This is a genomic window from Microbacterium sp. 2FI, assembly GCF_005502885.1.
Classification (GTDB): Bacteria; Actinomycetota; Actinomycetes; order Actinomycetales; family Microbacteriaceae; genus Microbacterium.
Map to the genome: position 1 here is coordinate 21,538 of NZ_SCMR01000024.1, position 17,959 is coordinate 39,496.

The 17,959-nt window shown below is 69.2% G+C and carries 20 protein-coding genes; 7 read left to right on the top strand and 13 right to left on the bottom strand.

The window, feature by feature from the left end; all coding sequences use genetic code 11:
- Positions 1-115 precede the first annotated feature (115 nt).
- Positions 116-586: a hypothetical protein gene (locus FFS15_RS15920; protein WP_137846030.1), complete on the top strand. Its 471-nt coding sequence runs from the start codon at positions 116-118 to the stop codon at positions 584-586.
- Between the two features lie 6 nt (positions 587-592).
- Here FFS15_RS15920 and FFS15_RS15925 read toward each other — a convergent pair whose 3' ends face one another.
- Complete coding sequence (locus FFS15_RS15925) at positions 593-2,050, bottom strand: carboxylesterase family protein (protein WP_137846031.1); 1,458 nt, start codon at positions 2,048-2,050, stop codon at positions 593-595.
- Between the two features lie 79 nt (positions 2,051-2,129).
- Here FFS15_RS15925 and FFS15_RS15930 point away from each other — a divergent pair, with 79 nt between their 5' ends.
- Entirely contained in the window at positions 2,130-3,338 is a 1,209-nt protein-coding gene (locus FFS15_RS15930) for an acyltransferase family protein (RefSeq protein WP_137846032.1), read from the top strand.
- 10 nt (positions 3,339-3,348) lie between these two features.
- Here FFS15_RS15930 and FFS15_RS15935 read toward each other — a convergent pair whose 3' ends face one another.
- Entirely contained in the window at positions 3,349-4,203 is an 855-nt protein-coding gene (locus FFS15_RS15935) for an SDR family oxidoreductase (protein ID WP_137846033.1), read from the bottom strand.
- A 113-nt stretch (positions 4,204-4,316) separates the two neighbouring features.
- On the opposite strand from FFS15_RS15935, the gene FFS15_RS15940 reads away from it, so the two are divergent.
- Positions 4,317-5,339 carry a 2-oxoglutarate and iron-dependent oxygenase domain-containing protein gene (locus tag FFS15_RS15940; protein ID WP_137846034.1) on the top strand — a complete coding sequence of 341 codons (1,023 nt, stop codon included), beginning with the start codon at positions 4,317-4,319 and terminating at the stop codon, positions 5,337-5,339.
- An 88-nt stretch (positions 5,340-5,427) separates the two neighbouring features.
- Here FFS15_RS15940 and rpsO read toward each other — a convergent pair whose 3' ends face one another.
- Positions 5,428-5,697: a 30S ribosomal protein S15 gene (gene rpsO / locus FFS15_RS15945; protein ID WP_056121136.1), complete on the bottom strand. Its 270-nt coding sequence runs from the start codon at positions 5,695-5,697 to the stop codon at positions 5,428-5,430.
- Between the two features lie 331 nt (positions 5,698-6,028).
- Between rpsO and FFS15_RS15950 the strand changes: the two genes are divergently transcribed.
- Complete coding sequence (locus FFS15_RS15950) at positions 6,029-6,907, top strand: DMT family transporter (RefSeq protein ID WP_283205757.1); 879 nt, start codon at positions 6,029-6,031, stop codon at positions 6,905-6,907.
- A 51-nt stretch (positions 6,908-6,958) separates the two neighbouring features.
- On the opposite strand, the gene FFS15_RS15955 is transcribed toward FFS15_RS15950, so the two are convergent.
- Entirely contained in the window at positions 6,959-7,522 is a 564-nt protein-coding gene (locus tag FFS15_RS15955) for a YceI family protein (protein ID WP_137846036.1), read from the bottom strand.
- 119 nt (positions 7,523-7,641) lie between these two features.
- Entirely contained in the window at positions 7,642-8,592 is a 951-nt protein-coding gene (locus FFS15_RS15960; protein ID WP_137846037.1) for an AraC family transcriptional regulator, read from the bottom strand.
- 99 nt (positions 8,593-8,691) lie between these two features.
- Here FFS15_RS15960 and FFS15_RS15965 point away from each other — a divergent pair, with 99 nt between their 5' ends.
- Positions 8,692-9,339, top strand: coding sequence for an NAD(P)-binding oxidoreductase (locus FFS15_RS15965; RefSeq protein WP_137846038.1), 648 nt, complete (start codon positions 8,692-8,694; stop codon positions 9,337-9,339).
- 67 nt (positions 9,340-9,406) lie between these two features.
- Here the strand turns inward: FFS15_RS15965 and FFS15_RS15970 are convergent, their stop codons facing one another.
- The 3 genes from FFS15_RS15970 to FFS15_RS15980 all read right to left on the bottom strand — a co-directional run bounded on the left by FFS15_RS15970 (position 9,407) and on the right by FFS15_RS15980 (position 11,485).
- Positions 9,407-9,775, bottom strand: coding sequence for an FKBP-type peptidyl-prolyl cis-trans isomerase (locus FFS15_RS15970; RefSeq protein WP_137846039.1), 369 nt, complete (start codon positions 9,773-9,775; stop codon positions 9,407-9,409).
- A 209-nt stretch (positions 9,776-9,984) separates the two neighbouring features.
- A complete protein-coding gene (locus tag FFS15_RS15975) occupies positions 9,985-10,167 on the bottom strand; it encodes a hypothetical protein (protein WP_137846040.1) in 183 nt (60 codons plus the stop codon).
- 103 nt (positions 10,168-10,270) lie between these two features.
- Positions 10,271-11,485: a PrsW family intramembrane metalloprotease gene (locus tag FFS15_RS15980; protein WP_137846041.1), complete on the bottom strand. Its 1,215-nt coding sequence runs from the start codon at positions 11,483-11,485 to the stop codon at positions 10,271-10,273.
- Between the two features lie 65 nt (positions 11,486-11,550).
- Between FFS15_RS15980 and FFS15_RS15985 the strand changes: the two genes are divergently transcribed.
- Positions 11,551-12,417, top strand: a complete 867-nt coding sequence (locus FFS15_RS15985) for a fumarylacetoacetate hydrolase family protein (protein ID WP_137846042.1) — start codon at positions 11,551-11,553, stop codon at positions 12,415-12,417.
- Between the two features lie 86 nt (positions 12,418-12,503).
- On the opposite strand, the gene FFS15_RS18915 is transcribed toward FFS15_RS15985, so the two are convergent.
- The 3 genes from FFS15_RS18915 to FFS15_RS16000 all read right to left on the bottom strand — a co-directional run bounded on the left by FFS15_RS18915 (position 12,504) and on the right by FFS15_RS16000 (position 15,647).
- Positions 12,504-13,043: a DUF4190 domain-containing protein gene (locus FFS15_RS18915; protein ID WP_249354128.1), complete on the bottom strand. Its 540-nt coding sequence runs from the start codon at positions 13,041-13,043 to the stop codon at positions 12,504-12,506.
- Positions 13,044-13,118: 75 nt separating this feature from the next.
- Positions 13,119-14,591 (bottom strand): aspartate ammonia-lyase, encoded by a 1,473-nt coding sequence (locus FFS15_RS15995; RefSeq protein ID WP_137846043.1) that lies wholly within the window; start codon positions 14,589-14,591, stop codon positions 13,119-13,121.
- Between the two features lie 126 nt (positions 14,592-14,717).
- On the bottom strand, positions 14,718-15,647 hold the full coding sequence (locus tag FFS15_RS16000; protein WP_137846044.1) for a phosphodiesterase: 930 nt from the start codon (positions 15,645-15,647) through the stop codon (positions 14,718-14,720).
- An 87-nt stretch (positions 15,648-15,734) separates the two neighbouring features.
- On the opposite strand from FFS15_RS16000, the gene FFS15_RS16005 reads away from it, so the two are divergent.
- Positions 15,735-16,208, top strand: a complete 474-nt coding sequence (locus tag FFS15_RS16005) for a PD40 domain-containing protein (RefSeq protein ID WP_171013237.1) — start codon at positions 15,735-15,737, stop codon at positions 16,206-16,208.
- A gap of 16 nt (positions 16,209-16,224) precedes the next feature.
- On the opposite strand, the gene FFS15_RS16010 is transcribed toward FFS15_RS16005, so the two are convergent.
- Positions 16,225-16,557 (bottom strand): peptidase, encoded by a 333-nt coding sequence (locus FFS15_RS16010; protein WP_137846046.1) that lies wholly within the window; start codon positions 16,555-16,557, stop codon positions 16,225-16,227.
- Positions 16,554-17,810 carry an inorganic phosphate transporter gene (locus tag FFS15_RS16015; RefSeq protein WP_137846047.1) on the bottom strand — a complete coding sequence of 419 codons (1,257 nt, stop codon included), beginning with the start codon at positions 17,808-17,810 and terminating at the stop codon, positions 16,554-16,556. The genes FFS15_RS16010 and FFS15_RS16015 overlap by 4 nt, the downstream gene beginning before the upstream one ends.
- Between the last annotated feature and the right edge of the window lie 149 nt (positions 17,811-17,959).

The window sequence follows — 17,959 nt, forward strand, 5'->3', positions numbered from 1 at the left end:
TCGTGGGTTCTCCACATCGGACGAATCTATGCAAATGAATGTATCTCATGCAACGTGGGCACCTCCAGGTTATTCCCGCACTGCCCCGCCGTCGGAAACTGCTACCGTCGCGGGCATGCGCCGCGCCCTGGCCGTCACCGTGCTCGGCACGGTCACCCTCATGGCCGGCTGCGCAGGCGCCCCGGCCGGACTCGTCGGACAGATGTCCGCGACGTCGGATGTCGCGGGCCAGCCGGGTGACGCCGCAGTCGGCGGCGGCGGGCTGGCGGTCATCCCGATCGCCGCGATGAATGGCCCGTTCTGGGACCTCGCCGCGGAGCATCCGATCGCCGATCCGCAGGAGTGGTTCCACATGGCCCTGCAGCTGAGCGAAGACGACGTGACCGAGCTCGGCGGCACGGCGTCCCCGATCGACGGCGACGGCGGCTTCCGCCTTCAGGTCGCGCCGGCCGAGTATGCCGTCTGCTACTGGCCGGGCGACGTCGGCACCCGAATCACCGGCTGCGATGCCATCGAGCTGCCCGCGTCGGGCACGCTCGAGGCGACGTGGGGCGAGGCGGGCTTCCAGATCCGCGTCGCCGGCTGAGCACCGCTACCGGTCGGGCAGCCCGTCCAGCTCGTCCTGCCGCGGCGCATAGTCGATCCGGCCGCCGTCGGCGTCGAAGGCCTGCACCGGCCGGCGGGCCGTCCAGCGCTCCCAGCCGGGGTCGCCGTCCACGACGAACGCCACCCAAGCCCGGTGCATGGCTGCGGCGAGCGACTGCGGCGCCTCATTGCCGCCGAGCGCGATCGCGTCGGGCGAGTCGAGGTGGTCGAAGACGAAGCCGAGCTCCATGCCGTGCGCGGCGCCGAGCCCGCCCACCGGGCTCTGCCACCGGAACTCGTACACCCACGTCGGAGAGCCGCCGTCGGACGCGCGGCTGTCGGCGAACCGCGTGATCGGAGCGCGCAGGAGCAGATCGGTCACGATTTCGCCGAGGATCTCGCCGGGTGCCGCACCGGGCCGCCGCGCGCGGTGCGCCGTGACGATCCGGGCGGGCACGCCGGCCGCGAGGCGGGCTCCGGTGAGCGTGATGTTCGAAATGCGGTCGAGCGCGCGCGTGGGCACGAACCAGAGGCGGTACTCCTCACTCGTGGACCCGATGAGCACCGGGATGCCGCGCCCCTCGCCCTCCCGCAGTGCGTCGAGCGGATTGCGGGGCACCGCGTCGCCCCCGATCGCGAGGGCGACCGAGGGTCCGGTGCCGAGGGGTGATCCCGCCGCCGCGATCGCGGCGTGCGCGGCGACGAGGTCGGCTGCCGGCGCGGCAGCGAATGCGCCGCGGGTCGGCGGGATACCGAGCCGCTTCGCGATCGCGCGGCTCATGCGGCCCGCCTTCTTCGGCGGCTGGGCGACCAGGGGTCCGCTCTGGAGGATCGCCCGGTCGAACAGCTCCTTCGCGTGCGGGAGTGCCAGCAGAGCGGTCAGACTGTTCGCACCGGCAGAGTGCCCCATCACCGTGACACGCTCGGCGTCACCGCCGAACGCGGCGATCTCCCGCCGCACCCAGCGCAGCGCCGCCTCCTGGTCGAGCACGCCGAGGTTCTGCGGCACGCCGTCGATCACCGCGAAGCCCTCCTGCCCCAGGCGGTACTGGATCGACACGTAGACGATGCCGTGGCGTGCGAACGAGACCCCGTCGTAGGCCGCGAGCGCCGCGGCACCACGAGTGAGCGCGCCGCCGTGCACGAACACCAGCACCGGCAACGACGCGTCGTCTGCGCGGTCGGCGGGCGCCCACACGTTCGCCGTCAGGAAGTCGTCGCCCGGGATCTCGACCGTCGGCAGGTACACCGCCATCGCCGGCGGGTACGGCGCCTGCGGCGCGGTAGCGCCGAAGGCTGCGGCATCCCTCTCCCCCTCCCACCCCTCCACCGGGGCCGGTGGCAGTAAGCGCCGCTCACCGACGGGCGGGGCCGCGTACGGGATGCCGAGGAAGCGGTCGATGCCCGCCTCGCTCACACCGCGCACAGCTCCCGTCGAGAGGGAAAGGACAGGGCCAGCGGACATGCGGTCTCCTCGCGCGTCGTCGCGTGTCTTCGCCCATGCGGGCGCGTGTCGAGACACCCAGGATAGGGTGGCTGGCGCCATGACCGATCCAGCGAAACCCACCGCGGATGCGGCCTCCGCCGACGCGCCGGTGACCGCCTCCACCGCAACGGTGCGCACGAAGCGGCGCGTGCCGTTCTGGGACAACGCGCGCTTCGCCTGCATTGTGCTCGTCGTCCTGGGACACTCGGTGCAGCGGCTCACGTACGACTCCGACATCGCGCTCGGCCTGTACCTGCTCGTGTACGCGTTCCACATGCCGGCGTTCGCGATCATCTCGGGCTACTTCTCGAAGTCGGATTCGCCGAACCGCCGGCAGATGGCCCGCGTCATCACCGACATCCTGGTGCCGTACGTGATATTCGAGGGACTGTGGACCCTCACGAAGCTGCTCGTGGAGGGACAGGCGAACCCTAATCTCACCGAGCCCTCGTGGACGCTGTGGTTCCTGCTCGCCCTGGGCATCTTCCGACTCGTGCTCCCCTATCTCGCCCTGCTGCGCTGGCCGCTGCTGTGGACCGTCGCCATCTCGGTCGGGGCGGGATACCTGCCCAACATCGACTCGACGTTCTCGCTCTCGCGGACGCTCGGACTCCTGCCCTTCTTCGCTCTCGGCTGGTGGCTGAACGAGCACGACGTCGTGGCGCGGATCGGGCTCCTCCGCGATCGCGCATGGTGGGTGTTCGCGGGCGCGCTCGGCGTCTTCGCGGTCGCCGGCTGGGCCGCCTGGTTCTTCGTCGACGGCTGGCGCGACATGAACCTGCGCGAATGGCTCTTCTACGACGACAATTACGCGGCGCTCGGCGGCACGCAGTGGTGGGCAGGCGGCGTGCGCCTGGTGCTCATGGGCACAGCCATCGTGCTCAGCCTCGCGTTCTTCGCCCTCGTCCCCCGCCGCACGCATTTCTGGACCCACTTCGGCCAGTACACGATGTACGTGTACCTGCTGCACTCGTTCGTGCTCTACCCGTTCCGCGAGTCGGGTGTACTGCGCGACCTCGACCCCACCTGGCTGTGGCTGCCGATCGTCGTCGTCGCATCCGTGCTGATTGCGCTCGGACTTGCGACCAAGCCCGTGCGGTGGCTGTTCCGCCCGCTCGTCGAGCCACGCCCGCGGTGGCTCTTCGCCGACCCGACGCTCGCCGAGCGCGAGGGCCGACGCAGCGACCCGACCGGGTCACGTCGCCCGCGCGAAGCCCAGCGGATGCCGCGCACACCTCGCCCGCCCGACCCGCGCCAGAACGGCTGACGCTGCAGAGTCAGCGCCCCTGCCGCGGCGAGGGGAACTGGGTGCGCAGGACGAGCTCGAACGCCCGCTCGGGCAGCACGCGCCGGAGCGACAGCATGAGCGCCGCCGACGGCGCGACCCGGTAGCGGGCACGCGGTCGGCGGGCCTCCGCCGCCCGTACGACACGCTCGGCGACGTCGCTGGGCGAGCACGCCAGCCGTGCCTGCGGACTCGTGTCCCAATTCCGCGTCATCTCGGCGATGCGCTCGTTGAAGTCGGCGAGCGCGCCGTCGGCCGAGGCCGCATCACTGCGTCCCGCCGCGGTATGGCCGAATCCCGTCGTCACCATTCCCGGCGCGATGAGCGACACCCCGATGCCGAGGGGGCGGAGCTCATACCGCAGGGCGTCGGTGAGCGCCTCCATCGCATGCTTGGTCGCGGCATACGAGCCCATGCCGGGCATCATCCAGCGCCCGTTCATCGACCCCATGCTCACGATCCGCCCCCAGCGCTGCGCCCGCATGCCGGGGAGCGCGAGCTGCGTCATGCTCAGCATCGCGAAGACGTTCGTCTCGAACATCCGCGCGACGTGGTCGACGGGAAGAGTCGCAGTGGCACCGAGCTCGCTGACACCGGCGTTGTTGACGAGCACCCCGACTGCACCTTCCGACCGCACCACGGTCTCGACCGCGGCGACGCGCGAGGACTCGTCCGTCACATCGAGCGCGAGCGTTCGGCATCCGCTCGCCTCGAGGTCGGCGATCGCCTCGACCCGCCGGGCCGTCGCGTAGACGGTCCAGCCTCGACGGGCGAAGAGCCTCGCCGTCTCGCGGCCGATGCCCGTCGAGCACCCCGTCACAAGCACTGCTCGGGATATACGCGTCATGGACTACCTGTACCGGGCAGGCGCCCCCGGCGCAACGGCAGGCGCCTCGAGCGCGCCGGTAACCCGATGCAACAAACGGGTGGGATGCCGCGGCATCCGCCTATCGTCGGGTCATGACCGACCTGAACCTGCCGATCCTCGACCTGTCCCGGCTCGATGACGGCCCCGCCGCCGCCGCCGGCTTCCGCGACGACCTGCGAGCGGCGACCCACGAGGTCGGGTTCTTCTACCTCACCGGCACGGGTGTCCCGCCCGAGCTCGAGGCACGGCTGCATCGAGCCGCCCGCGACTTCTTCGCGCTGCCCGAGGCCGACAAGCTCGAGATCGAGAACGTCAAGAGCCCGCACTTCCGCGGCTACACGCGTGTCGGCGGCGAGCGCACGCAGGGCCGGATCGACTGGCGCGAGCAGATCGACATCGGCCCCGAGCGGGCTGCGATCGACGACGCCGCCGCACCCGACTGGGCTCGACTGATCGGACCGAACCTGTGGCCTTCGGCCCAGCCCGAGCTGCGCGAGGTGGCCGAGGAGTGGGTCGAGCATCTGTCGGGAGTCTCGCGCAAGCTGCTGCGGGCGTGGGCGCTCGCCCTCGGCGCGCCCGAGTCGTACTTCGACGAGCACTTCGGCGAACCGCAGACGCTGCTGAAGATCGTGCGCTACCCCGGCAAAGACGATCCGACCCCGCAGCAGGGCGTGGGGGCGCACAAGGATTCCGGCGTGCTGACGCTGCTGTGGGTGGAACCCGGCAAGGGTGGGCTCCAGGTGCAGCGCGACGGCACGTGGGTCGATGCTCCCCCGGTGCCGGGCGCCTTCGTCGTCAACATCGGCGAGCTCCTCGAGCACGCGACCCAGGGCTACCTGACGGCCACCAACCACCGTGTGGTGTCGCCACAGGCACCCGGGGACCGCATCTCGATCCCGTTCTTCTTCAACCCCGCGCTCGATGCGCAGTTCCCGACGATCGATCTGCCGGCCGAGCTCGCCGCGGGCGCTCGCGGAGTCACGCAGGACCCTTCGAACCCGATCCACGCACTTCACGGCGAGAACGCGCTGAAGTCGCGCCTGCGCGCGCACCCCGACGTCGCCGAGATCTGGCACGCCGACCTGCTGGCGGCGCGGGCGTCGGCATCCGCCTGACTCGACGCAGGAATGGGAGAAGGCCTCCCCACACCGTGGGGAGGCCTTCTCAAGAAGTTCTCTGCGCGATTGAACGCTGGGTCGCTGCTTAGCGGCGAAGCCCAAGGCGCTCGATGAGCGAGCGGTAGCGGTTGATGTCGATGTCCTGCAGGTAACCCAGCAGGCGACGACGCTGACCGACCATGAGGAACAGACCACGACGCGAGTGGTGGTCGTGCTTGTGCTCCTTCAGGTGCTCGGTGAGGTCCTTGATGCGCTGCGTCAGCATCGCGACCTGCACCTCGGGGGATCCGGTGTCACCGGGGTGCGTCGCGTACTCTTCGATGATCGCCTTCTTAGCGTCAGACTCGAGTGGCATAGATGGGATCCCCTTCCTGGTCATTGCGCGGCGCCCGGCACCTGATGTGCGAGCTCTCTTTATCCGCGGCCGATCAAACGGCAACCTCCAGAGTCTACCAGTGGTCCGGAGCGTTGGATAATCCGGTCTGATCCGCGCAGCATCCCGAACCGTAGCCCGACGGCCGAGCATCGGCGGATTTCGGCCGTCGCATCGCCCTCGGGCCTCGCGGGTCGGATGCCGGGGCTAGAGTCGCCGCGTGCCTACCGAACCATCCGTCACCGCCTCTGCGCCCGCCGTCGAGGCCGCGCGCCGCACACCCTCGCCGACGCCGTCGAACGCGTCGGTCGCCGTGCAGTTCGTGCTGGCGGGCGTGGTGTGGGGCTCGAGCTTCCTCTTCATGAAGGTCGCCCTCGAGGGCATCTCCCCCGGCCAGGTGGCCTGGTCGCGCCTGGTCCTCGGCGCCCTCACCCTCGGCCTCTTCGTCGCGCTCCGGCGGGATCACCTGCCGCGAAGCCTCGCGGTATGGGCGCACATGACGGTGCTCGCGGTGTCGTTCTGCGTGCTGCCGTTCCTGCTGTTCTCATGGGCTCAGCAGCACGTGACCTCGGGCCTCGCGAGCATCTACAACGCCACGACGCCGATCATGACGGCGGTGATGGCGGGACTCCTCTTCCGCGTCGAGAAGCTCAAGTCGCTGCAGATCGCGGGGGTGCTCGTCGGCATTCTCGGCGTCGTCGTGATCATCGGCCCGTGGCAGGGGCTCGATCTCAGCCAGAGCCTGGTCGCGCAGTTCGCGATCCTCGGCGCGACAGCCTGCTACGGCTTCAGCCTCGCGTACATGCGCAGGTTCGTGTCAGACACGGGCATGAGCGCACTGGTGTTCTCGTTCCTCAACATCGGCATCGCCGCGGCGATCATGATCGTGCTGACGCCCGTTGTGGCGTGGAGCCCCGTCTCGCTCGACCCGTGGATCATCGGCGCCGTCCTGCTGCTCGGCTGCCTCGGCACCGGGGTCGCCTACATCTGGAACCAGAACACCGTTCGCGCATGGGGGCCGACGCGTGCATCGACGGTGACCTACATCACCCCGGTCGTCGGAGTCGCGCTCGGCGTCCTGATCCTCGGCGAGCACGTCAGCTGGAATGAGCCGGTCGGCGCACTCGTCGTCTTCCTCGGCATCCTCCTCGCGCAGGATCGGCTGCGGTTGTCGCGTCGACCGCGGGAATGACGAAGGGGACGGATGCCGCGGTGAAGCGGCATCCGTCCCCTCGTCGTGCTGTCAGTCCTGCTGCAGCGCGCCCTGGAGGTCCAGGGTGATGGTGATGTCCTTGCCCACGAGCACGCCGCCGGTCTCGAGCGCCGCGTTCCACGTGAGCCCGAACTCTTCGCGGTTCACGACGGTCTTCGCGGTCGCGCCGGCCTTGTAGTTGCCCCACGGGTCGACGCCGAAGCCGCCGAACTCGAAGTCGAAGGTCACGGGCTTGGTGATGCCGCGGATCGTGAGGTCGCCGTCGACGAGGAAGTCGCCGTTCTCGACGCGCGCGCCGGTCGAGCGGAACTCCATGGTCGGGTGGTTCTCGACGTCGAAGAAATCACCCGAGCGCAGGTGGGTGTCGCGCCCCTCGTCCTTGGTGTCGACCGAGGCGACGTCGACCGAAGCCTCGACGGTCGCGTCGAGCGGGTTCTCGGGGGCGACCAGCGTCGCACTCTTCATGCCGAACGTGCCGCGCACCTTCGAGATCATCATGTGGCGGACGCTGAACGTGACCTCGCTGTGCGAGGGGTCGAGAATCCAGGTCCCCGCCTTGTAGCCCGGAACGTCGATCGTCGTGGTGTCGGTCATGCTCATCCTTCGTGTCGGTGGTCTCGCCGCGGACGGCGAGTGGCATACCGGGTCCAACACGAGGTGCGACAGAGTCTATTCCCTTGAATGGAAAATACTTCACCACGGATGCCGATGACTCACGCGGCGATGGTTCGACGCACCCGACCGGGAGTCTCGCCCGTCGTGCGCGCGAACGCTCGACTGAAGGCCGCTTCCGACCCGTAGCCGTGGGCGGCGGCGACCGCGGCGACGCTGCGGCCCTGCGTCAGCATCCCGTGGGCCGACCGCATGCGCGCCGTCGTGACGTACGCCATCGCCGGCATGCCGACGACCGACGTGAAGCGCGCCGCGAACCCCGAGCGCGACATCGCAGCGCGGCGGGCGAGCCCTTCCAGCGTCCACGGGTGTCCGGGGTCGCGGTGGATCGCCGCGATCGCAGAACCCACCTGCGGATCCCGCAGCGCCGCGAGCCAGCCGCTCGCCGATTCGGGCTGATCCGCGAGCCACGCGCGCACGGTTTCGACCACGAGGACGTCGGCGAGCCGAGTCGCGACCGCCTCGCCGCCCGGCCGAGGGTCGCGCAGCTCGCCCGCGAGCAGCGGCACGAGCGCCGCCATGACGGGATGCCGGGCCGACTCGACATGCACGACCGGGGGAAGCACCGCGAGCATGTCGTGCACCGCGGGCGAATCGAAGGCGACCACGCCGCACAGCATCGCCAGCGGCGCCTCCGCGTCGATGGGTCCGAGGCGCAGCACCGAGAACGCCTCGCCCAGCATCGTCTGCGGCAGCAGGTCGGCGCGGCCGAGCAGGCGGGCGCCGGGTGCGGTCGCGACACGGTGGCCGATCCCGCGCGGCACGAGAGCGAGCGCGCCGGCGTCGAGCCGGTGCGGCTCCTCCCCGTCCACCTCGAGATGGGCCGTACCTCGGGCGACGATGTGGAAGCTCAGCGTGTCGGCGAACTGCGGCATCGCGACCGCGGCGTCGCCGGCGACCTCGGTCCACGAGTAGAACGCGCCGCGCATGCGCAACTGATAGAGGGCGTCGGTCAGCGCATCGGAGTGCTCCCACGGCATCGGGGTGCTCATCGGACTCCTGGACGATCGATCAATGATTGCGTACCGCTGACGATAGATCATCCAGAGCACGGATGCCAGAGTCGGGATCACCAACGAACGGAGACTCCCATGAACATCCTCGTGATCGGCGCCACGGGCGGATCAGGCCGTGCCGTGTGCGACGCCCTGCTCGAACGCGGACACCGCGTCACCGCTCTCGCCCGGCGAGCGTCGCGGCTCGATCCGCGAACCGGACTCGAACGCGTCGACGGCGATGCGACCGACCGCGCGACGCTCGACCCGGTGATCCCCGGGCACGACGCGATCATCGTCACTCTCGGCATCTCAGAGCCGCCGCTGCGCGTTCGGCTGCGCGGCGCGCAGGGCACGCCCGACGATGTGCGATCCCGTGCCACCACCGAGATCATCAGGGCGGCGCGTCGATTCGGCGTACGGCGCGTGATCGTGCAGTCCTCCTACGGCGTCGGTCCGACGCGCAATCTGCTGAGCGTCATCGATCGCGCACTGTTCGCGCTCATGATCAAGCCCCAGATCTTCGACTCGGAACTGCAGGAGAGCCTCGTACGCGGGTCTGAGCTCGATTGGACGATCGTGCAGCCGGTCTACCTCACCGACGACGAGTCGGATGAGCGCTTCATCTCCACCGACGGCAGCACGCGGCAGCGTCGGGTCGCCCGGCGCGGTGTCGCACGCGTGCACGCAGACCTCGTCGAGCAGCAGACGATGATCGGCGAGACCGTCTCGGTGTCGGGCTGAGTGAGACGAAAGAGTGAGGGGACGGATGCCGCGGCATCCGTCCCCTCCGTGAGTCTCGTGCGGCGGATCAGCCGACCGAGATGAGGTCGATGATGAAGACGAGGGTCTTCCCGCCGAGGAAGTGTCCGCCTGCGGGGCCGTAGGCCAGATGCGGCGGGATCACGAGTTCGCGACGACCGCCGACCTTCATGCCCGGGATGCCGTCCTGCCACCCCTGGATGAGGCCGCGAAGCGGGAACTGGATGCTCTCGCCGCGGTTCCACGAGGAGTCGAACTCCTCGCCCGACTCGTACTCGACGCCGGCATAGTGAACGGTGACGGTGTCGCCGGGCTTCGCCTCGGCGCCGTCGCCCACGATGATGTCGCGGATGACGAGGTCGGTGGGCGCGGGGCCCTCGGGTGCGTCGAACTCAGGCTTGGTGCGGTCGTCAGTCATGCATCCATCCAAGCACGACCCGGGCTCCACGGCACCCCGGAGCCCCGGCCCTTGACAGGTCGTCCGCCCCCCAGGCATGCTGAAACCAGGTCAACTCAGCGCTCGGTTGTTCGCAGGCATCGCCGCGACACCGAGCGCTGAGTCTTTGCCTCGATGTCGGCACGGGCACCGTCACCCACCGTCCTGACCCGAGCGGATCGACCCGCTTCTCAGTCGGCCATGCCGCAGCGCACCCAATGCTGAACGCACCAGATCACGTTGTACAGGTTGAACGGCGCGACGTCGTAGGTGTCCCACCGCTGACCGACGTGGGCGGTCCAGCCGGGGATACGGCCGCAGCAGATGCGGTGGCCGAACAGGCGGAACAGGGTGTCGCAGAGCATGCCACGCATGGAGGTAGTCCTCTCAAAGGTCGCCGCCCCTGGACGGGGCTAGCGTTGGCTGCTGCTCATGCCTCGACCATACCTCTGAGATTCCCGCCCCGTGCGCCCAGCCTCACGGCGCGAACAGCGCTGCGCGCGCGGCGGCGGTCTTCTGCAGCAGCATCCGCTCGTCGTCGGCCGCGTGCGGATCGCGACCGGTGATCGCCCGCTGGCGTGTCGCCGCGAGCGAGGTGGCGTCGGTGATGAACTCCTCCATGAGGGCGGTGCGGTCACCCCGGAGCGTCTTGGCCCATGCGAGTCCCGCCTTGCGACCCGCCGGGGTGGCGAGCATGTCGGCCTCCTGGGGCGTGAACCAGCCGGCACTCGCGTACTCGCCGAGACGATTGCGGGTCAGCCGCGCCTCTTCGCGCCGCAGCGCGATCACCCCGAGGACGAACAGCACGAACAGCGGCACCTGCAAGACCATGTAGAGCAGGAAGAAGTCGCCGAACACCGCCGAGCCGTTCCACAGCGCGTGCAGCGCCGTCGCGCCGATCATGCCGAGCACCCACGGGCCGACCGCCCGGCCCGCCTTGGCGCCGCGGCGGGCCGCGAGCCCCAGTGCGAAGCCGGTGACACTCGTGAACATGACATGGGCGAAGGGCGAGAGGATGCCGCGCAGGAAGAACGTCAACGACGTGTCGGCCACTCCCCCTTCGATGAAGCTGATCGCGAAGTACTGGATGTTCTCGGTGAATGCGAACCCGGCTCCGATCAGCGCCCCGTAGACGATCCCGTCGACAGGACCGTCGAACGCCCGTCTGGCCGACACGAAGATGATGTAGACGCCCAGCCCCTTCGCGAACTCCTCGACGATCGGCGCCTGCACGACGGCCGAGAACGCCTCGCGGGCCGACGACCCGTCGTTGCCGATGATGAGCGACAGCACGAGATCGACCGCGAGCGCGATGCCGACCGACGCGATCGCGCCCCACGCGACGGCGAAGATGAGCAGGCCGCGCGGCTCGGGCTCCCACCGGTCGACGATCCTCACCGCGAGGAGGACGCCCGCCAGCGGAAGCAGTGCGAGCAGCATCCCGATGATCGATGCGGCCGGGCCGATCGCGTTGAGGAAGTACCCCACCAGTCCGATGAGGACGAGGACCAAGATCCCGACGGCCCATACGGGCGCGGTGCGCCCCCGCCGGCCGGGCACCGGCACCGACCCGGGCACCGCCACCGGTGCGGGCGGGATCGCCGCGGGAGGGGCCATGCGGGGCTGAGCGAGCGCCGAAGCGAAGTCGGGCGGAGTGAGCGAGGGCCGGGTGCGCCCGTCGTCAAGCGTCATGCGCACAGCATATGGGTGCACGGGGTGCCGAGCGCGCGGCCGAGCCGTCCGGGTAGTTTGGAGGGATGCGCTTCGCCCACGTGATCCCCGACGGATCCGACACACCGCGCCTGGTGCTCGTCGAAGACGACAGCTGCGTCGACGTTGGCGGCCTGTTCGCGGGAGCCCCGATCGTGCTCGAAGACCTCATCGCCGGTGGAGACGACCTCCTTGCGCGAGTACGCGAGGCGGCAGCCGCCGGAGGTGCGCGGCATCCGCTCGCCGAGGCGCGGTATGCCTCTGCGGTTCTCACTCCCCCGGTGATCCTCGCGATCGGCCTCAACTACGCCGCGCATTCCAGCGAGCTGGGGTTGAAGACCGACTCGACTCCGACCGTCTTCGTGCTGTGGCCCAACTCTCTCTCGGGCCACGACTCCACCACCACGTGGCCGCGCGCGCTCAGCGAGTCGATCGACTACGAAGCCGAGCTCGGCGTCATCATCGGGCGACCGGCGAAGGATGTCTCGCCCGAGGACGCGCTCGATCACGTGTGGGGCTACACCGTCGTCAACGACATCACCGCGCGCGACATCCAGTACTCCGAGGCGCAGTGGTCGCGGTGCAAGTCCTTCGACGGCTTCACCCCGACCGGACCCTTCGTCGTCACCGCCGACGAGGTGCCCGATCCGCAGGACCTGCACATCTGGACGATCCTCGACGGCCGCACGCTGCAGGATGCCTCGACGAACCAGATGGTGCGGCCGGTGTCGTCGCTCATCTCGCACCTGTCGAAGTCGGCGACGCTGCTTCCGGGAACCCTCATCTCGACCGGAAGCCCCGGCGGCGCCGGCTACTCGCGCGACCCGCAGGTGTTCCTGCGGGACCGCTCGACCGTGACGGTCGGCATCGACGGCATCGGGGCGCTCACCACGCACTGCCGCATCACCGACTGACGGGGCGCGGCACCGGTCGCGAGAACGAACGAACCGCCCGCCCCGCCGAAGCGGGAACGAGCGGTTCGTTCGATGAATGGATGCCGCTACTCGCCGCAGCGGAGAATTCCGCCGCCTTCGAGCTGATGGACACCGGGGCCGTACTCTGCGCATGCCACCGCGAGTCCGGACGCGATGGCGACCGCGATCGCGATGCCGACGATGATCCCGACGACGATCAGGACCGAGCTGATGACGATGGCGGCGACGGCCCAGCCGTTCTTGTGGCCGGCCTTCTTGCTCTGCACGAGAGCGACGATGCCGAGGATCAGTGCGATCACCTGGATGAAGAACGACAGGATGAACGCGACGATGCCCATCGTCTTGCCGGGGACGGTCGCCGTCGCCGGTGCGCCGTACGCCGGCGGGGGTGCCGAAGCGTAGGCCGGCGCTGCCGGTGCCGACGCATAGGCGGCCGCCGCGGGTGGTGCAGCCTCGTATGCCGGCGGGGCCGGCGGTGCTGCATATGCGGGCGGCTCGGGGGCTGTGTCAGCGACCGGCGCAGCCTCGGGTGCCTCGGGCGCCGGTGGCGCCGGCGGCACGTTCTCGTCGGGCGTCGATCCAGCAGGGGTCTGGGGGTCTGTCACGGGGCTTCCTCTCGCCGAAGACTCTTGCCCCGACGGTAGCGGTCGCGCGCCCGCCGGGGCAATCCCGTGACGTCTTCAGTCCTCTGGAGCCTCCGGCATCGCCTCGGGCGGGAGCACGATCGGGATCGCGGCGGTGATGGTCTCCAGTCCGGAGAGGCGTGCGGGTGAGAGTTGCTTCGCGACGTCTTCGCGCGACATGAGACCGCCCTCGACGACGAGGTCGGCGACGCTGTGACCGGTGAGCAGTGCGGTCTTGGCGAGTGCTGCCGCAGCGGCGTAGCCGATGAACGGGGTGAGCGCGGTGATCACGCCGACCGACGACCCGACCATCGCACCGAGACGGTCGTGGTTCGCGGTGATCCCGTCGACGCAGTTGACACGCAGGGTGTGCATGCCGCGGCGCATCCACGTGATCGACTGGAAGATCGAGTGCGCGATGACCGGCTCGAACGCGTTCAGCTGCAGCTGACCGCCTTCGACGGCCATCGTCACGGTCAGGTCGGCGCCGGCGACGGCGAACGCGATCTGATTGACGACCTCGGGGATGACCGGATTGACCTTGCCGGGCATGATCGAGGATCCCGCCTGCCGGGCGGGCAGGTTGATCTCGCCGAACCCGGCCTGCGGACCCGACGACAGCAGCCGCAGGTCGTTGCAGATCTTCGACAGCTTGATCGCGTTGCGCTTCAGCGACGCCGAGAACGACATGAACGACCCGGTGTCACTGGTCGACTCGACCAGGTCGTCGGCGGTCACCAGGTCGAGGCCTGTGATCTCGCGGAGATGCTTCACCACTGCGGCGGCATAGGACGGGTGGGTAGTGATGCCCGTTCCGATCGCCGTGGCACCCATGTTCACCTCGTACAGCAGCACCGCGTTCTCGGTGAGGCGCTGGTGGTCGTAGCCGAGGGTGGTCGCGAAGCCGTGGAACTCCTGCCCGAGCGTCATGGGCACGGCATCCTGCAGCTGCGTGCGCCCGACCTTCAGGACGTCATGGAATTCGACCGCCTTCGCCAGGAACGCGCGGCGGAGGAGATCCAGCTCATCGAGCAGCGTCAGCAGATCCAGGCTCAGCCCGACCTTGATCGCCGTGGGATACACGTCGTTGGTCGACTGAGACCGGTTCGTGTCGTCGATCGGCGACAGGAATTCATAGTCGCCCTTCTCGCGACCGGCGAGCTCGAGCGCGATGTTGGTGATGACCTCGTTCGCGTTCATGTTCGTCGAGGTCCCCGCACCACCCTGGATCACCCCGACGACGAACTGATCGTGGAACTCACCGTCGATCACGAGCTGCGACGCGCGATCAATCAGATCCGCCTTGTCGGAATCGAGCGCGCCGATCTCCTTGTTCGCACGTGCCGAGGCCTGCTTGACCATCGCCAGACCCCGCACGAGGTCCTTGTAGACCGAGATGGGGCGCTTCGAGATCGGGAAGTTCTCCAGCGCCCGAGCGGTGTGGATCCCCCAATACGCGTCTGCGGGGATCTCCATGGATCCCAGGGAGTCGGTCTCGGTGCGGGTTCGCGTCAGTGCGTCCAGAGCCATGTGTGGTGTCCTCGTGGGTCGATCACGGCGGTGTGATGGGATGCTTCGAGCCTACCCGCGCGTCCGGTTCGACCCTCTGTACACGTCGTACACCGGACCACTCTCACCTGTACGTGATGGCGGTGATCAGGACGGCTTGCGCGAGAAGGCCTCGAGCCGTTCCGCGGGAGTGAGCCGCGACATCCGCTCCACCCATTCCGCCGAGAAGTAGTCGCCGGTCGGCGATTCGACGACCGGGACCACGGCATGGGTGATCGTGTCTTCGTAGACGTGAACCAGATGGAACGACTGCCCGGCATCCATCCCGTTGACTTCGACGGCGGGTCTCGCGAGGTCCATCGTGTAGCAGGTCGCCGCGGCCACGCTCACGGGGACGCCCGCGAACATTCCGCTCGTGGAGTAGTGCAGATGCCCGGCGAGGATCGCGCGCACGTCACTCCCCTCGATCACCGCCGCGAGGCGGCCTTGATCGCGGAGCTCGAGGATGTCGAAGAGCGGCACATGACTCGGCAGGGGCGGGTGATGCATCGCGAGGATCGTCCCGAGCGGGGCGGGCTCGGCGAGAACGCCTCGCAGCCTCTCGAGCTGGGCCTCGTCGAGATCGCCGTGGTGCCAGCCGGGGACCGTCGTGTCGAGCACGATGAGGCGAAGGCCCGCCAGATCCCAGACGCCCGTCACCGGCTCCTCGGTCGCGGCGACGCCCAGGAGGTGCGCGCGCATCGCCGGTCGTTCGTCGTGGTTGCCCGCCACCCAGATGAGGGGTGCTCCGAGGCGCTCTGCCAGCGGCTCCACCGCGTCGCGAAGCGCCCGGTATGCCTCCGGCTCGCCGAGATCGGTGAGGTCGCCGGTGAACACGAGAGCGTCGGGACGGATGCCGAGACGCTCGACCGCGACAAGGGTGCGCTCGAGGTTGCCTGCGGTGTCGAACCGGCCGCCCAACGGCGCGTTCCCGGCCAGCAGGTGAGTGTCGCTCAGGTGGACGAGAGTGCGCCATGCGGGCGGGTACTGACCGAACTGCACGGCGCCGGCGGTGCCAGACGGGGACGTGGGGACCATGGCGTCAGCCTATTCGCCGCCTCCCCCGGGGCCATCGATACCGCCCCGATATCGATGGAGCGTTCAATGAGATCGATTGGGGGACCCATGAACACGTATCTCCACGCCGTCGTCGCCATCGCCGTCGCCTGCCTGCTCGCCGCCGGCGGCGCGCCTCCGACGACCGGCCTCCTGCCGTCGTTGTCGCCGTCGCCGTCGCCAGATCCCCCGCCGATGCGAGACTGCGGGATCGAACAGTCCGGGGGCGACCGCGTGCCGTTCGTCTCGTTGCGTTCCGCGGGCGATCTCGACATCTGGATCGCCGATCGGCACGGCTCGGGGACGTTGGCTCTCCCGACGCTCCTCGGGGCGCCGATCAACGGTCCGGCAGACGACTACTGTCCGGTACTGCTGCCCGACGGCTCACTGCTCTTCTTCTCCACGCGCGGCGGCGTCGACGCCTACGGCACCTTCGCGTGCGGACCCGATGACCCCTACGTCGCCGTGTGGCTCGGCGAGCATCACGGGTGGGCGCCGCCGCGCAATCTCGGGTGCCCGGCGCGGACGTCCGCCCGCTGGTGAGCGGTGCGGGCGCGCGTCAGTGGTTGACGACGATCAGCAGGATGCCGCCGATCACGGCCGCCGCGCACACCGCGAAGCAGCCGTACGCGGCGAACTGCGCGACCTTCTTCTGTCCCTCGGTGAGGGGGTTGCGCTTGGCGGCCTTCGCGGCCGCCTTCTCGGCGCGCCGCGCCTCCTTCTCGGAGATCACGGTGATCGCGTCGGTGAACTCCGCGGGAGCGACCACCGGAGACAGACCCGCGCGCACGAGCATGCGGAGTCCGAGCGCGTAGAAGGTGACGACGGTGACGGCCGACACGAGCGCCGCGAGGAAGACCTGCACGAACGCCCACCAATCGATGACGATCATCGCTGTGCTCCGTTCTTCGGGCCGCGCGCGTCGCGTTCCGCCGCCTTGAGCCGACGGGCCTCCTCGCGCGCGATGGCGCGCTGACGACGCGTGGGCGGCGGGTTCCGCTTGACCTTCACCGCAAGGCCGGAATCGGCGACCTCGCTCATCGCGTTCGAGGCGTTCACCTCGTTGCGCCGCGACCGCAGGAACAGCGCCGTCACGATCGCGACGGCGATGATCGTGTCGATGATGATGCCCCAGCCGCCGAGCCACACGATGACGGCTGCCGCGAGCGCGCCGACACCGCCGGCCGCGGGAAGGGTCAGGATCCAGCCGATCATGATGCGACCGACTGTGCGCCAGCGCACCGTCGAGCCGCGACGGCCGAGCCCCGAGCCGATGACCGAGCCTGAGGCGACCTGCGTCGTCGACAGCGCGAAGCCGAGGGCGCTCGAGGCGAGGATGGTGGCGGCGGTCGAGCTCTCGGCCGAGAACCCCTGCGCGGGCTTGACGTCGGTGAGGCCCTTGCCGAGTGTGCGGATGATCCGCCAGCCGCCCATGTAGGTGCCGAGGGCGATCGTGATGGCGCAAGCGAAGATGACCCACGTCTGCGGGTCGGACTCGGTCTGCCAGCCGACGGTGATCAGCGCCAGCGTGATGACGCCCATCGTCTTCTGGGCGTCGTTGGTGCCGTGGGCGAGCGCGACGAGCGACGACGTGAAGATCTGGCCGACGCGGAACCCGTCGCGGCCGTCGGGCTTGCTGTCGTACCGACGGGTCATCACGTAGGCGATCTTGGTCACGGTGAACGCGATGATCCCGGCCGTGAGCGGCGCGATGAGCGCGGGCAGCACGACCTTCGACATCACCACGCCGAAGTCGATCGCCGCGGCGCTCACGCCCACGATCGTCGCACCGATCAGACCGCCGAAGAGGGCGTGCGACGATGACGAAGGCAGCCCGAGCAGCCACGTCAGCATGTTCCACGTGATCGCGCCGATGAGTCCCGCGAAGATGACGGCGGGGAAGACGGATGCCGATATCTCGTCCTCGCGGATCATCCCGCCCGAGATGGTCTTGGCGACCTCCGTCGAGAGGAAGGCTCCGACCAGGTTGAGGATCGCCGCGAGCAGTACAGCGGTCTTGGGCTTGAGGGCACCGGTCGCGATGGGCGTCGCCATCGCGTTCGCCGTATCGTGGAACCCGTTCGTGAAGTCGAAGAACAGCGCCAGCACGATGACCAGCACGACGATGAGGGTTGCGGTTTCCACCGTTCGCTTTCCGTGAGAGGGAAGGGAAGAATGTGCCGACGGAATCGGCGTGCGAACGAACAGTTCACCAGATGTTCAGGAACCGGCAACCGGCCAGAAAGAATCCTTACACCGCCCAGGCGTCCGGTCAACTCGACAGCGTGCCTTCC